10 protein-coding genes are annotated in these 15,352 nt (G+C 72.1%); 5 read left to right on the forward strand and 5 right to left on the reverse strand.

From position 1 onward, the window contains the following. Positions 1–120: 120 nt before the first annotated feature. Positions 121–1,434 carry a COG1470 family protein gene (locus CCZ36_RS25520; RefSeq protein ID WP_128819741.1) on the reverse strand — a complete coding sequence of 438 codons (1,314 nt, stop codon included), beginning with the start codon at positions 1,432–1,434 and terminating at the stop codon, positions 121–123. Positions 1,435–1,670: 236 nt separating this feature from the next. On the opposite strand from CCZ36_RS25520, the gene CCZ36_RS25525 reads away from it, so the two are divergent. The 4 genes from CCZ36_RS25525 to CCZ36_RS25540 all read left to right on the forward strand — a co-directional run bounded on the left by CCZ36_RS25525 (position 1,671) and on the right by CCZ36_RS25540 (position 8,636). Next, the gene (locus CCZ36_RS25525) at positions 1,671–2,393 is read left to right on the forward strand and encodes a helix-turn-helix transcriptional regulator (protein WP_069740573.1); all 723 of its coding nucleotides are present in this window, start codon (positions 1,671–1,673) and stop codon (positions 2,391–2,393) included. Positions 2,394–2,521: 128 nt separating this feature from the next. Beyond that, entirely contained in the window at positions 2,522–5,809 is a 3,288-nt protein-coding gene (locus CCZ36_RS25530; RefSeq protein ID WP_128818645.1) for a DUF11 domain-containing protein, read from the forward strand. Next, a complete protein-coding gene (locus CCZ36_RS25535) occupies positions 5,806–6,510 on the forward strand; it encodes a DUF4255 domain-containing protein (RefSeq protein ID WP_069741837.1) in 705 nt (234 codons plus the stop codon). Before CCZ36_RS25530 ends, CCZ36_RS25535 begins: the two co-directional genes overlap by 4 nt. Further along, positions 6,507–8,636: an ATP-binding protein gene (locus tag CCZ36_RS25540; protein WP_128818646.1), complete on the forward strand. Its 2,130-nt coding sequence runs from the start codon at positions 6,507–6,509 to the stop codon at positions 8,634–8,636. Before CCZ36_RS25535 ends, CCZ36_RS25540 begins: the two co-directional genes overlap by 4 nt. An 86-nt stretch (positions 8,637–8,722) precedes the next feature. Here the strand turns inward: CCZ36_RS25540 and CCZ36_RS25545 are convergent, their stop codons facing one another. The 4 genes from CCZ36_RS25545 to CCZ36_RS25560 all read right to left on the reverse strand — a co-directional run bounded on the left by CCZ36_RS25545 (position 8,723) and on the right by CCZ36_RS25560 (position 14,624). Next, the gene (locus CCZ36_RS25545; RefSeq protein WP_128818647.1) at positions 8,723–9,979 is read right to left on the reverse strand and encodes an arginine deiminase; all 1,257 of its coding nucleotides are present in this window, start codon (positions 9,977–9,979) and stop codon (positions 8,723–8,725) included. Positions 9,980–10,030: 51 nt separating this feature from the next. Then, positions 10,031–11,470: a basic amino acid/polyamine antiporter gene (locus tag CCZ36_RS25550; RefSeq protein ID WP_176735272.1), complete on the reverse strand. Its 1,440-nt coding sequence runs from the start codon at positions 11,468–11,470 to the stop codon at positions 10,031–10,033. A gap of 179 nt (positions 11,471–11,649) precedes the next feature. Further along, positions 11,650–12,849 (reverse strand): S1 family peptidase, encoded by a 1,200-nt coding sequence (locus tag CCZ36_RS25555; protein ID WP_069738360.1) that lies wholly within the window; start codon positions 12,847–12,849, stop codon positions 11,650–11,652. 194 nt (positions 12,850–13,043) lie between these two features. Continuing rightward, positions 13,044–14,624: an ABC transporter substrate-binding protein gene (locus CCZ36_RS25560; protein WP_128818648.1), complete on the reverse strand. Its 1,581-nt coding sequence runs from the start codon at positions 14,622–14,624 to the stop codon at positions 13,044–13,046. A 403-nt stretch (positions 14,625–15,027) separates the two neighbouring features. On the opposite strand from CCZ36_RS25560, the gene CCZ36_RS25565 reads away from it, so the two are divergent. Beyond that, positions 15,028–15,351, forward strand: a complete 324-nt coding sequence (locus tag CCZ36_RS25565) for a hypothetical protein (RefSeq protein WP_069738361.1) — start codon at positions 15,028–15,030, stop codon at positions 15,349–15,351. Position 15,352 lies beyond the last annotated feature (1 nt).

A 15,352-nucleotide genomic window follows, 5' to 3' on the forward strand; every position in this document is an offset into this window, starting at 1 on the left:
GTTTCTGTTGTTGTCTCGTCAACAGGCTCGGCAGAGGGTTCGGCGCCACTGATTCCGCCGTGCTCCGAACGTCCTTCTCATGTCCCCCTGTCGTTCCTCCCATGTCCCTCTAACGTCCTTCTATCGCGCGAGATCGCTCAGTACACCGCTGACATTCAGAACCTGATGGCACCCGGAAGCTTGTGTTCCGGTTGCCGGAGTGCCGGGCTTGGCGCAGGTGACGGAAGCGGTGACGGTGGCGTTCTCCGGAACCTGAATGGGGGTGACCCAGTGATAGTCCTGGTTGCGGAAGGTTTCCAGAGCGATCGTCGTGATCTTGTTCTCGCCGAAGGAGATCGTCACGAGGCCCTCGTCGCCCTGGAAGTTCGCCACCACGACGTCCGTGACGCGGAACACCTTCCCGGCCGGAACCTTGTAGGTGCCTTCCCCCGTGGCTCCCGCACGGGTCTGTACGTCGATGGTCCGGGAAGCCTGCTCGCCCCCGCCCCCGCCGCCGCCTCCGTTCCCGCCCGTGCCGCCGCCCCCGCCCGGGCCGGAGCCGGTCCCGCCGGGGCCCGTGCCGTCCGGACCGGTCCCCTGGCCCTGGCCGCCTGCCGGGTTCTCCGCACCGCCGGGCGGCGTCGACCCCTGCTCCTTGCCCCGCTCGGTCTCCTCCTGCGCGGCCTTCGTCCCGGCCTGCTCGGCCGTGCTCTGCACCGCGGGCCGCACCAGGGCGAACCAGGCGAGCAGCAGGGCCAGCAGCGCGGCCAGCACGATCAGCAGCCACTTGGGCAGCACCGGTATCTGGGCGAACTCCCCGGGCAGCGGCTCGGCTTCGCCGGTCTGCCCGGCCTCGGCAGTCGTTCCGGGCTCGGCGTCCGCTTCGCCGCCCTCGGTCGCCAGGACCTCGAACGGCCAGGTGACGGGCTCGCCGAACCAGATCAGCTTCCGGGCCCGGACCTTCAGCGCCACCTCCCCGGACTCACCCGGCTCCAGCCGCTTCTTGTCCGGGGCCAGGGCGAGGCGGAGATCCTCCCCGTCCTGCCGGCCCGCCAGGGCCACGTCGACCGGGGTGTTGCCCTTGTTCTGCACGGCGGTACGGAACCGGGCACCCAGCCAGCCCCGGCGGCGGCGCGGTTCCAGCTCCGCGCGCAGCTCGTGGAAGGGCTCCACGGTCACCGTGGACTCCGGGACCACCACCGACTCCGGCCGCTCGGCGGGCAGCACCCGTACGGCCAGGGGGGTTTCGCCCGCCCGGACCTCGTGGGAGCGGGGCGGGGCGAAGGTGAGGGTCACCGTCTCGGAGGTGCCCGGGTACAGCGACACACGCACCGGCTCGACGGTGGTCCAGGCGGCACAGTCGCCGACCACTTCGAGGGTGTAGGCCTCGACGATGTCGCCGTCGTTGCGCACGGTCAGGGTGGTCGTCGCGGTACCGCCCGGCGACACCGTCACCGTGGGGCTTGCGAGTTCGGCAGATGTGGTCACTCTGCGACGGTAGGCCGCCGGTGTCGCGCGGCAGCAGAGACGCAAGGGCAGGAAGCGGGCAGCGGTGGTGCCCCGCGGGCCCACCGGCACGGTGTCCCCGCGCCCGCCCGCCGGGCCCGGGCGCCCTGCCCCGCCCGGCGGGGCGATCACGAGCACAGCAGGCATATCGGGCTGAAGTACCTGAGGAAGACGGGCACGGAACGATGACGATCACGGAAACGACGAACAGCACGGCGGCACGCGGGCAGTACCGCAGGCCCGACACCGCCGACCGCCGCACGCCCGGCGCCGGGGGAGCCCCCGGGGGCAGGGTCTCCGTCGCGGTGTACGCGGAGGACCTGATCCTGCAGACCGGCATGATCCACCAACTCCGCGTGCGACCGGAGATAGAACTGCTCCCGGAGGCCGAGGCGGACCGGGCGCAGGTCTCCCTGGTCGTGGTGGACACGGTGGGCGAGCCCACCGTCCAGCTCCTGCACCGCCTCCAGCGCAACACCGCCACCCGCACCGGACTGGTCGTCGGCTACTTCGAGTCGGGCGCCCTCCAGACCATGATCGAGTGCGGGGTCGCCGCCGTCCTCCGGCGCGGAGAGGCCGACCAGGACCGGCTCGTCCACCTGGTGCGCGCGATGGCCAACGGCGAGGGCGTCCTGCCGGGCGATCTGCTCGGCAAGCTTCTCGACCACGTCAGCTCCCTCCAACGCACGGTCCTCGACCCCCGAGGACTCACCCTGTCCACCCTCACCGCGCGCGAGGCGGAGATGATCCGGCTGGTCTCGGAGGGCTGCGACACCGCGGAGATCGCGCAGAAGACCTCGTACTCGGAACGCACCGTCAAGAACGTGCTGCACGAGGTCGCGACCCGCCTCGAACTGCGCAACCGGGCCCACGCGGTGGGGTACGCGATGCGCCACGGGCTGATCTGAGGGAGGGCGGCCGCCGCAAAGGGCAGCGGTCCCTTCCCCCGTTCCGGGTACTCGCGGCCTGTTCCCCGCCCCGGCGCGAACGCGAGGCTGGCCGGTGGAGAGTCGATCGACAGACTGTGAGGTGGGCCGTGACCGGCACTGCTGGCCCGGCGAAGCGTTCCCGGCTGGGCCGACTGACCGGCGCGGTGGTGCTGTTGGCGCCGCTGCTGCTGGTCGGTTCGGCCGCCGCACCGGACGGGGCGGGCCAGGCCGTCGCCGCCCCGGCCGACGCCGAACCGGGCCCGGCGGGGCGCATCGCCTTCGCCGGTACCGAACACCGGAGCCTGGGGCGGGCCAACGGCGAGGACACCACCGACCCGCTGTTCGGCGACGGGCCCGCCCACTACGACCAGGACCCCTCCGCCCGCGGTGACGTCCTGGTCTTCACCAGCCTGCGCGACAGCGCCGAACCCCAGGTGTACGTACGGGGCGCGGACGGGTCGGTGCGCCGGCTCACCGAGGGCCGGGACGCGGCCCGGCCCGAACTCTCCCCGGACGGACGGACCGTCGTCTTCGACTCGGCGGAGCCCGGCCCCGGCGGCACGGTCCAGCGCGACCTGTGGTCGGTCGGCGTCGACGGCTCGAATCTCCGGCGGCTCACCGACACCGCCGACAACGAGGAGTCCCCGACCTGGTCCCCGGACGGCACGAGGATCGCGTACGCCTGTGACGCCGACACCGCGCTCGGCCGGCAGATATACGTACGGGATGTCGCCGGCGGCCCGCAGACCCGGATCAGCGACGGGCCGGCCGGTGAGGCCACCGAGCCGTCCTGGAACCCGGGCGCGGACCCCGCCGACCGCAACACCGTCGCGTACACCCTCACCACCGACCCGGACCCCGACGTCGACGACGGCACAGAACTGCGGGCCACCGAGGGCCTCGGCACCGACCGCCCGCTGCTGGCGGGCGGGCACGCCGCGTGGGGCACCCGGTCGGCCTCCTGGCTGCCCGACGGGAAGGACGTCGTCTTCCTCAGCCCTTACCACACCTGCGGCTGCGACGACTTCGACCACGTCTACCGGGTGACCGCCTTCGACGGCACGAACCCGCCGGACCAACTGGTCAACGAGAACCGCCAGGTGGGGCCGCCCACCTGGTTCCCCCCGGCCGGGACCGTCGTCGTTCCCCGGATCACCCCGGACCCCAGGACCGTGAAGAAGCCCGACGAACTGCTGGCCGCCGCGCAGATCGTGACGCTCCAGGACGTGCGCCAGGACGGCTCCGACCCCCGCGACCTGGGCCTCACCATCCTGAAGGAGGACCCGGCGGCCCGCACCAACGAGAACCCCGCCGTGGACCCCCTGTTCAGCCCGGCCGCGGGCTTCGACCCGTGGACCGAGCGGCAGAGCTACACCCCCGACGGCCGCCGCATCGTCGTCACCCGCTTCGAGGACACCGATGCCGGGCGGATCGAGCGGATCTGGATGGCCGACGCCGACGGCAGGAACGCGGCGGTGCTGCCGCTCGCCGGGCGCGGCCCGAACGACTGGGACACCGACCCCGCCTTCTCGCCCGACGGCACCAGGCTCGCCTTCACCCGCACCTCGCCCGGCGGCAGCGGCGACGCGGCGGGACCCAGCCGCATCCTCGTCGCCGACGTCGCCAGCGGTGAGATTCTCGACGAGATCCGGCCGCCCGAGGGCCAGCAGACCGGCGGCGACGCCCAGCCGACGTGGTCCTCCGACGGCGTCAACCTCGCCTTCACCCGTAACCACGTCATCAACGGCAACGGCGGCAACAAGCACATCTGGGTCGTTCCGGTGGCCGACCTCGGCCGGCAGCGGGACCTGAGCGCCACCATCTGCCCCGGCGACTGCGACGTCATCGACGACAGCCCCGCGTTCTCCCCGGACGGCCTGAAGGTGGCGTTCAACCGCAAGGACGGCGGCGGCAGGGTCAACCAGCAGGCCGGCGTCCTCATCAAGCCCCTGCGCGGCGGCGGCTGCCGCGTCGTGCTGCCCTCCGTCCAGAAGGACAACCCCGACGGCTGCGACCTGCCGGTCCCCGACACCACCGCGACCGGCCCCCACCAGCCCCGCGACGTGGCCTGGACCCCCGGCGGCGACAAACTGGTGTTCACCGCGCGCCGGGAACTCGCCCCGAACTCCATGGAGCAGCTCTCCGTCCTCGACATCGCCTCCGGTGAGCTGGCCCCCGTCGACAACACCCACGCCGGCCGGCAGAAGGAGCCCGCCCTCCAGCAGTCCGTCGATCTGTCGCTCACCGCGCCGCCCACCCGGCCCGCATTGGAGGTCGGCTCCGAAACCGAGGTGACGATCACCGTCACCAACCGGGGCCCCGCCCCCTCGCCCGGCACCACCCTCACCGTCGACGCCCCGCCCGGCGTACGGCTGGAGGAACTGACCACCGACACCGCGACCTGCGCACCCGGCACCCCTCAGTGCGACCTGGGCACCGTCCCGCCCGGCGCCGACATGGAGATCACCGCCCGGCTGACCGGCGTCACCACCGGCATCCAGCGCGTCAACTGGTCCGTCACCGGGGCGGTCATCGACCCGAACCCCACGGACAACGCCACCGGCACGATCGTCCCGGTCGAGGACGCCCTACCGCCCACCCCGCCCCCGACGACGCCCCCACCGGCCACGGCCCCGCCCACGACACCCCCGCCGTCCCCGGCCCCCACGCCGACGACCCCCGCGCCCGCCCCGCCACCGGCGACCACACCGCCCCCGCCGCCGGCCCCCGCACCCCCGCCGCCCGCGCCCGAAGCGGGACCCGCCGTCACCGTGCGGGCCCAGCCCAGCCCCGGCTACGTCGGCGGCAAAGTGGTCGTCACGTACACCGTGCGCAACGGCAGGAACGCCCTGGCCACCGGCCTCCGGCTGGACCTCGGGCTGCCCCGGGGCATCCCCGCCGGCCCGCTCCCGGCAGGCTGCGCCGCGGGCGCCTGCGCGCTCCCCGACCTCGCATCCCGCGCCTCCACGGTCATCAGCGTCGTCCTCTCGCCCGACAAGGCGCTCCGGACGACGATCACCGCGTCGCTCACCACCACCGGCACCGACGCGAACCTCCGCGACAACGTCTCCCGGATCCCGCTGCGCATCCTGCGACCCCGGATCATCGCGGTGCCCGAGGTCGGCAAACCCGGCTTCGTCACCTCCGTACGCGGCAAGGACTTCCCGCCCGGCGCACCCGTCACGCTCAGCTGGAAGCCCGGCATCACCGCCGCCTCCGCCCCGACCCGGCCGCTGGGCGACGGCACGTTCATCGCCCAGCTCCTCGTCCTGGCCAAGGACGAGATCGGGCCGCGCGACATCACCGCGAAGGGCCCCGGGTTCAGCCCGGTGAAGACGGACTTCCTCGTCGTGCTCGGCACCATCACCCCGCCCGACGAGGTGATCCGCCGATGATCCACGAAGTCGACGAAGGGCTGAGGCTGTTGCTCGCCGAGGCCGGACTGGAGGACAGCGGCGTCGACCTGGTCTTCGACGCCCCGACGAAGGACTGGTCGGCCCGTCGCAACGCCCCGACCATCAGCGTCTTCCTGCACGGCATCCGCGAGGACGCGGCCCGGCGGCGTACCGGCACGGCCGAGACGCATGACGAGGAAGGTGTCGTCACCGGGTGGCGGACCCCGCCGCGCTGGTTCGAGCTGACCTATCTGGTCACCGCCTGGACCAACCGCCCGCAGGACGAACACCGCCTGCTCTCCGAGGTGTTGCGCACCCTCGTCCGCACGGACACGCTGCCCGCCCGGCTGCACACCGGCAGCCTCGCCGAACTCGGCCTGACCGTCGAGCTGGAGGCGGCCGGACCCGGAGCCGGCGGCCCGTCCGCCTCCGACGTCTGGTCCGCGCTCGGCGGCGAGTTGAAGGCCGCCATCGACCTCCGGGTCCTCGCCCCGCTGGCCGGCGAACGCACCGCCGCCGGACCGCCGGTCACCGATGGCCTCGTCATGAAGGCCGCACCGCACGTGGACGGCGACCCCGGCGACCCCGGCCGCCGCCTGCGCTACGACGGGGCGACCGACCCCGGCGGGCAGGGCTTCGCCGCACCCCGGGAACGGCGACTGCCGCCCGGCCGACGCAGGCGGGGGAACGCAGCACGATGACCCCGGCAGCGCAACAGGCCGTACCGAGGCGTGAGGTGACCGACATCGAGGTGCTCTGGGAGCGGCTCGGCCACGTCGAACAGCGGGTCCGGGAAGCCGTCGCCGCCCGCCGCGCCGCCGACCCGGACCCCGACGACCCCTACCGGGGGCAGTACCTCACCCCCGAGGCGGCGGCCCGCATCCTGGAGACCCGCGACGCGTTCACGCCCGTACCGGCGCACGGTGACGGGCGCGCGGCCGCGGCCGGCGCGGAGGGCGGCGGCCGACTCGGCGAACTGGCCGAACGCTTCGGTCTGGCACCGCCGGACGTCGACCTCCTGCTGATCGCCCTGGCCCCGGACATCGACACCCGCTTCGAGCGGCTGTACGGCTACCTCAACGACGACCTCACCCGCCGCCGCCCCACCATCGGGCTCGCCCTGGAGCTCTGCGGGCTGCCCGCCGCCGGCTCCGGCCGCTTCCGGTTCTCGCCGTCCTCCCCGCTCGTCGCGGGCGGCCTGGTGGAGATCGCCGACATCGAACGGCCTCTGCTCTCCAGGCTGTTGTGCGTCCCCGACCGCGTCACCGCCCATCTCCTCGGCGACGACGAGATCGACGGCCGACTGCGCGGGATCGTCCGGGAGGACACCCGCACCCCGGAGCCGGACGAGCGGCCCGAGGTCCCCCGGGTCGCGGCCGCCCTCGGCACGGGCAGCGGCCTGGTCCATCTGCTCGACCGGGGCGGCGACCCGCACGGCGTCGCGGTCGCGGCCCTGCACGCCGCGGCCCGGCGCCCGCTCGCCGTCGACATCGCCGCGCTCGCCACAGCACCCCAACCAGCCCCTCTCGTGCGCGCGTTGGCGACCGAAGCCCGACTCGGCCGCGCCGGGGTCGTCCTCGGCCCGCTCGAAACACTCGCCCCCGAACGCCCCGAGGGGGCCCGGCTGCTCGGGTCCCTGTGCGCGGCGCTCGGCTCCACGCCCCTGATCGCGTACGGGAAGAGGAACTGGGATCCGCTGTGGACCCAGGAGAGCCCGGTGCCCGTCACCGTCCCGCCCCCCGGCCCCGACGGCATGGCACGGCAGTGGCGGCGGGCGCTCGTCGAAGCGGGCCGCTCGGTCGGCCTGCCCGCCGCGCACGCCACCGCCGGCGACGCGCTCGTCGAGGCGGCCGCCGCCTACCGGCTCGACTCCGGACAACTGCGCCGGGCCGCGACCGTCGCCTCCCGGCTGGCCGCCCTGGAGCCCCGGCCGGTCGGCCCGGAGGACCTGCGGGCGGCGGTCCGCGCCCAGAACGGCGCGGGCCTGGAACGGCTCGCCCGCCGCATCGAGCCCGGCGTCGGCTGGGACGACCTGGTGCTGCCCCCGGCCACCCGCACCCAGCTCGCCGAACTCGCCCTGCGCGCCCGCCACCGCGAGACGGTCCTCGGGCAGTGGCGGATGCGGCCGGGCGGCGGCCGGGGGAGAGGCGTCATAGCCCTGTTCGCCGGGGAGTCCGGCACCGGCAAGACCATGTCCGCCGAGGTGGTCGCCGCCGAACTGGGCATGGAGCTCTACGTGGTGGATTTGTCCACGGTGGTCGACAAGTACATCGGGGAGACCGAGAAGAACCTGGAGCGCATCTTCGTCGAGGCGTCCGACGTGAACGGCATCCTGCTGTTCGACGAGGCCGACGCGATCTTCGGCAAGCGCTCACAGGTGAACGACTCCCGCGACAAGCACGCCAACATGGAGTCCGCCTACCTCCTCCAGCGCATGGAGTCCTTCGACGGCATCGCCGTGCTCACCACCAACCTCCGGGCCAACCTCGACGAGGCGTTCACCCGCCGCCTGGACGTGATCGCGGAGTTCCCGATGCCCGACGCCCGCCAGCGCCTCGCCCTGTGGGACCGCTGCCTGGGCCCGGCGATCCCGCGCGACGCCACGCTCGACCTGGAGTTCTGCGCGGACCGCTTCGAGCTGGCGGGCGGCTCGATCCGGGCCTGTGCGGTGACCGCCGCCTACCTGGCGGCGGAGTCCGGGACCCCGCTGACCATGGACCAGCTCGTCACGGCGGTGCTCCAGGAGTACCGCAAGCTGGGGCGGCTGGTGCTGGAGAGCGAGTTCGGCCCGTGGCTGGCGAAGGAACGGGCGCGCGCCGGGCGGTAGCCCGTACGGGAAGGAGACGGGTACCGGTGCAGGGCGCAGGACCCGTGCCCGTTCCCTTCCCCGCGCCGTACGCGTACCCGTACGGGTCAGAACGCCACCGCGTCGCGGATCAGCGGGCAGGTCATGCAGTGCCCGCCGCCCCGGCCCCGCCCCAGCTCCGCGCCGACGATCGTGATGACCTCCACCCCGGCCCGCCGCAGCAGGGCGTTCGTCTGGGTGTTGCGGTCGTAGGTGAAGACCACACCGGGTTCCAGGGCCACCGCGTTGTTGCCGCTGTCCCACTGCTGGCGCTCCGAGGCGTAGACGTCGCCGCCCGTCTCGATCACCCGCAACTGGGGCAGGCCCAGGGCGCGGGCCACCACCTCGGTGAACGGCGTGGCGCCCTCGTCGGTGATCTCGATCCCGGGCGCCCGGTCCGAGGGCCGCAGCGAGAACGTATGGACGGCGTCCATGATGCGCGGGTACAGCGTGACGATGTCCCGGTCCGCGAAGGTGAACACCGTGTCGAGGTGCATGGCCGAACGGAGCTTCGGCATCCCGGCGACGATGACGTGCTCGGCCGCCCCCTGCGCGAACAGCGCCGCCGCGACCTGGGTGATCGCCTGGCGGGAGGTCCGTTCGCTCATGCCCATGAGGATGACGCCGTTGCCGACCGGCATGATGTCCCCACCCTCGAACGTGGCCCGGCCCCAGTCCCTCTCCGGGTCGCCCCACCAGATCGTGGAGCCCCGGAAGTCCGGGTGGAAGGTGTAGATCGCCTTCATCAGCAGGGTCTCGTCGTGCCGGGCGGGCCAGTACAGCGGGTTGAGCGTCACCCCGCTGTAGAGCCAGCAGGTGGTGTCCCGGGTGTAGAGGGTGTTGGGCAGCGGCGGCATCAGATACTCCCGCGCCCCCGTGCCCTCCCGGGCGAGCCCCACGTACGCCGAACGGAACTCCTCCGGGAGATCAGCGATGGCCAGACCGCCGATGAGATGGTCGGACAGCCGGCGCGGCGTCAGCGAATCGAGGAAGGCGCGGGTGTCGTCGACCAGCCCGAGACCCACCTCGTTCGCGTCGATCTTCCGGTCGAGCAGCCAGGACCTGGCCTCCGGGATCTCCACGGTGGCGGCGAGCAGCGCGTGCAGTTCGACGACCTCCACCCCGCGGTCGGTGAGCCGGTCGACGAAGTCGGCGTGGTCCCGCTGGGCGTTCTCCACCCACATCACGTCGTCGAACAGCAGATCGTCGGAGTTGGTCGGGGTCAGCCGGCGGTGGGCCATCCCGGGGGCGCAGACCAGGACCTTGCGCAGCCGCCCCACTTCGGAGTGGACGCCGAGGACGGAAGCGGGGCCGGTGGGTGTCACGGTGAGCCTTTCACTCGATGAATCGGGGTTCTGTCCGTACGGGGCCGGCGCTCACAGCTCGATCCACCCGAGGGCCAGCGCCGTGACGCCGACGGCCGCACCGGCCACCGACACCGCGCAGATGACCGCTTCACCCGGGGAGAAGATCCGGCGCCCCCGTTCCCGGCGGGACTTGGCGAAGAGGAAGGTCGCCGGGGCGTAGAGGATGAAGGAGACAAGGACGAACTTGGGTCCTGCCGCGTACAGCAGGAACGCGGTGTAGAGCGTCGCGACGACGGCGATGACCAGCTCGCGGCGGGCGGAGCGCCCCACGGCACCCCAGCGCTCGGGCCGGGCCGCGACCTTCACCGCGAAGCCTGCGGCCAGCAGGAACGGGATCAGGCTCAGCGCGCTGGTCAGATCGAGGGCGAAGGTGAACGCGTCGTCGGAGAAGAGCGTCACGACGAGCACGACCTGGCTCAGACACGTGGTCAGGAGCAGCGCGTTCTCCGGCACGTCCGCAGCCGTCGACTGCCCCAGGAAGCGCGGCATGTCCTTGTCCCGGGCGGCGACGAAGAGGACCTCGGCGGCCATGAGGGTCCAGGCGAGGTAGGCGCCGAGCACGGAGACGATGAGGCCGACGCTGATGAAGACCTTCCCCCACGTCCCGACGGCCGACTCCAGCACCCCGGCCATCGACGGCTGCCGCAGTTCGGCGATCCCGGCCATCGGCAGCAGCCCGTAGCTGACGATCGTGACGGACGCGAAGACGGCGAACACGCTCAGGAAGCCCAGGACGGTGGCCCGGCCGACGTCCTCGCGGCGCTTGGCGTGCCGCGAGTACACGCTGGCCCCCTCGACGCCGAGGAACACGAAGACCGTCGCGAGCATGGTGCCTCTGACCTGGTCGAAGAGGGTGCCGGCTTCGGCGGTCCCGCTGAAGTTGTCGGCGAAGACGGACGGTTCGAAGAAGAAGAGCGCCAGGACGACGAAGAAGAGGATCGGCACGATCTTCGCGACGGTGACGATCCGGTTGATCGCCGCCGCCTCCTTCACACCTCGCCGGATCAGCAGGAAGAACCCCCACAGCCCCACCGAGGAGACGACCACGGCCGTGACCGTGTCGCCGTCGCCCAGCACGGGCGCCACCGCGCCGACCGTCGACATGATGAGCACCCAGTAGGTGACGTTGCCGACGCAGGCGCTGGCCCAGTAGCCGAAGGCGGAGAAGAAGCCGAGGTACTCCCCGAACCCCGCCTTCGCGTACGCGTACACCCCGGCGTCCAGGTCCGGCCGCCGCACGGCGAGCGCCTGGAAGACGAAGGCGAGCATCAGCATGCCCGTCCCGGCGACCGCCCAGGCGATCAGAGCCCCCGCGACCCCGGTCTCCTGCGCGAACCGACTGGGCAGCGAGAAGACCCCGGCCCCGACCATCGAGCCGACCACCATCGCGGTCAGGGTCAGGAGCGACAGTTTGGCGGCCGGTCGGGGCGGGGCCTCGGGGTGGCTCATGGTTTCCCTCGTCGATGCGGTCATCGGCCAATCAGGGAAAGCTAGCAATATGCCGGATGTTTTGTCCCGAAATGAGATCGCGTGTGACCGGGGGTCGCTCGCCTGGTCGCGCGAGCGGCCCCCGGCCGGCTCCGTGAGGGTGGTGCCCTGTGGGTGCCCTGTTTGCGCCTGGTCGGTGCCTAGTTGGTGTTGAGGGTCAGCCCGTAGTAGCGGAGGGTGTCGTCGAGCGGCTGGAAGTACGAGGAGCCGCGCGAGTTGACCCCGCCGGTGCACCGCTGGTCGGTCGGGCCGCCGGAGGTCATGCCCTGGGCCTGGTTGCCGGAGATGTACGCGCCGCCGCTGTCACCGCCCTCGACGCAGACGCTGGAGGTGGCCAGGCCGCTGACGACCGTGTCGGGGCCGCCGTTGCGGTCGACGTAGGTGACGGTGTTGTTGTAGGAGCCGATCGTGCCGCAGGTCCAGCCGGTGGTGGCGCCGGACTTGCAGACCGCGGCGCCGGACGAGGCGCGGGTGCCGCCCCGGACGGCGACCGGGCTGCTGTTGCCCCAGGTGCCGACGCTGGTGGTGATCGAGTGGCCGGAGTTGATGGTCAGGATGCCCATGTCGACACTGCGGGTGCCGAGCGCGTACCGGGTCTTGTAGCCCTGGGCGAAGGCCGCCCCGTCGTAGCGCAAAGTGTTCGTGACGCAGTGCCCGGCGGTCACCAGGTACTGCCTCCCGGAGCTGTCGCGGGCGCCGTAGCCGACGGAGCACCACTGGCTGGTGTTGTTGAACGTCATCTTGCTGCCGGGATAGATCGCGGCCTTGGCCTCCAGCTTCTCCTCGCCCCGTACGATCCGGACGGCGGAGCCGTGCTCGGCGGCCTTGGCGAGGAACGCCTTGGCGGCGGCTCCCCGTTCGTTGTTGACCTTGACGGTCACCTGGTCGGCGGGCAGGTCCACGGACCAGGCGACCACGCCGGAGGGGGTCTTGGCGGCGGCGAGGCGGTCCAGCTCGGCCTTGATTCCGTCCAGGACGGCCTGGCCTCTGGCGGGCACGCGGGCGTCGAGGCCGGCCTGCTCGATCCTGGCCTCCTCGGCCTGGTCGTCGGCGTTGACGGTCAGCCGGCCCGACGCGTCGAAGAACGCCCCGTCGCCGGATATGCCGCGCTTCTGGAGGTCGGCGAGCCTGGCCTGCTGGGCGTCCTGACGCTCCAGCCGGTCGACCGCGGCCTTCTCGCTCACACCGAGCGACGCGGCCAACGCCTCGACCATCTCGGGCTGGTAACGGGGAGTGGTCGCCACGTCCTGTGCCTGGGCCATGCTCTGGGTTCCCAGAACGGTGGCGGCCGAGAGCAGGACGCCCGCGGCGGCAAGGCTGTATTTACGTGTGTTGCGCACGCTGATTCCTTCCGGATGACAGCCGGGAACCCGTATGGGGGGTGAAGCGCCGGGCCCCGTCTGACGGCGAGTTCAGAACTCGCCGCGAGCTGAACTATCGAGGCCCGGCGTTCACCGGGATACCCGGGTCGGCGCATTCACGGATACGCAGATAATGCGGGGGCGGCTGCAGAGCCCGGGGGCATCAAAGCGCCCTAGAGCCGCCGGAGTTCCCACAGCCGCCAGATGGCGTCCTCGGCGAGGAGATGCCCGCCCAGAATGTCGGCGCGCGTCACGACCTGGCGTTGTCTGTGCCAGACGGGAATGAGGGGAGCGTCTTTGGCGACCGTGTCCTGGACCGCCCGGAACCGCTGCATGGCCTTGCTGCGATCGGTGAACCGCTGGGTGTCCCTGATGGCGTGGTCGACCTCGGCCGATGTGTAACCGTTGCCCAGGACGTTTCCGGTCCCCACCAACGGCTGGACGAAGGTGTCCGCGTCGGGGAAGTCCGGTATCCACTGATAGAGGTGGACGTCGAACTCGCCCTTCAGGCAGCGCTTCTGATAGGTGGTGAAGTCGCGTTCCTCCACCAGCTCGACCCGGAACAGACCGTCCTTCTCCCACTGCTCCTTCAGCGCGCGCGCCTCGACGGCGGCGATGCCGGTCTGGTGGCCGAGTCTGATACGCACCGGAGTGGTGATTCCGGCGGTCCGCAGGCGCCGGGCCGCGGACGCGGTGTCCGCCTCCGGGTAGCGGTCGAAGAACGCCGTGCTGTGTCCGACGACGCCTTGCGGGACGAGCGAGTACAGCGGAGTCACCGTGTGCTCGAACACCTCGCTCGCCAGGTGCCCGCGGTCGATGAGCGAGGCCAGGGCTCTGCGGGTCTCGGCCTGCCCCAAGGGCTTGCGCGGGGAACGCACGTTCAGCACGAGGTAGTGCGCCTCGGCGCTGTCCCCGGTGGAGAGGCGTATGTCGGCGTCGCCGGGGTCGATCCCGGCGAGGGCGGCGGCCGGAAGCCCCGCGTAGGCGATGTCGACCGTGCGGGCGTTCCAGGCCTCCTCGACGTGTCGCGATGTCTCGAAGTAGTGGACCTCGACCGCGACCCTGCGCTTGGTCACGGCGCCGTCGTACGCCGCGTTCGGTTTCAGCGTGAGGGACTTCTCGGCCGTGTAGGAGGCGATGACATAGGGTCCCGACCCCGATGCGCTCTTCTCCTCCCGCAGCCGGTCCGCCGGGAACTCCGCGGGGTCGACGATGGCGCCGGCCCCCGTGGCGATTTTCGACGGCCAGGTGGCGTCCGCGCTCGCGAGATGGAACGTCACGAGGGAACCCCGGGCGTCCACGGAAAGGAGATTCGCGAACAGCGGTCCCGGCCCCAGGGGATCGCGGATGCGCAGAATGCGCTCGAACGAATGCTCCACCGCCGTCGCCGTGAGGGGGTTCCCATTGGAGAACGTGAGGCCGTCACGGAGTTCGCACCGGTACGTGGTGAGTGCGGCGGAGGTGAATGCGCAGGACTCGGCGGCGTCGGGTGTCGGGGCGGGCGACCCCGGCTCGAAGGTGAGCAGGTTCTGGTAAATGTTGGTGAAAACCGCCCAGGAACCGGCGTCGTACACCCCGGCGGGATCCAGTCCGGCCAGAACGCTGGACGTCCCGATGGTGATGGGCTTTCCGTCCGCGGTATCCGTGGCGGGTAACTGGCAGCCGCTGGCGAACAGAAGTGCGAAAGATCCTGCCACGATTCCGGGGCGGATGAATGTCATGGAGGTGCTCATGCTTTCCTTGGTCATGGGCATGGTGATGCTGTGCGTCGGTGGACGGAACCTAGTGACAGAGCGTGCGCATTTTCATCCGGGGGCGTGAATCACGGATACGGCGTTGTGCGAACGGTCCCGACCGCCCCGGTACTACGGCCACCGGGCGGGGTGCAGGGGGTACGCCGCTCGCCCGCCGTAGCCGCACTCCGGCCGGCCGGAGCGAGGCCGGCCTGCCGTGGGGCGCCGGGGTCCGGAGGGGGTGCGCGGGAGATACGTATAGGTGATCGGGTCATTCCGGATATTGCGGGCCGCGACCACCTCGTACGTTGGGAGAACCTGCCAGTGGTGGACCCGACGTGAGGGAACCAGCCCCGTCGGCGCGCATCCGTCGCGGCCGCGCAGCCGGTCGGGCAGGAAACCGCGACACCGAGGAGATGGCGTCATGGCCGAGCTCTACTTCCAGGTCAATGTCCCCACCCGGAACGCCGTGCGGCCCGATCGGTGCGGCCTGCACATCTTCACCGGGTGCGCGGAGACCGAGTCGGATGCCCTGCGCATCGCGCGCGAGGCGTGCGACGCGGCGGTGGCCGCACAGAAGGCGGGCTTCGCCATCCCGCGCCGGCGCCCCGACGGCTGGGGAGCGCGCGGGGTCCGTTCCGGCTGGGTGTTCGACTGGGCGGCCGCGACCGTGGCCGTCTGGGAGCACGACCGGAGCTTCTGGGCGGCCAGGCCTCTGCTGCCCCTGGACGCTCCGCGGAGCCAGTGAG

The organism is Streptomyces sp. S063, assembly GCF_002832675.1.
Taxonomy (GTDB): domain Bacteria; phylum Actinomycetota; class Actinomycetes; order Streptomycetales; family Streptomycetaceae; genus Streptomyces; species Streptomyces sindenensis.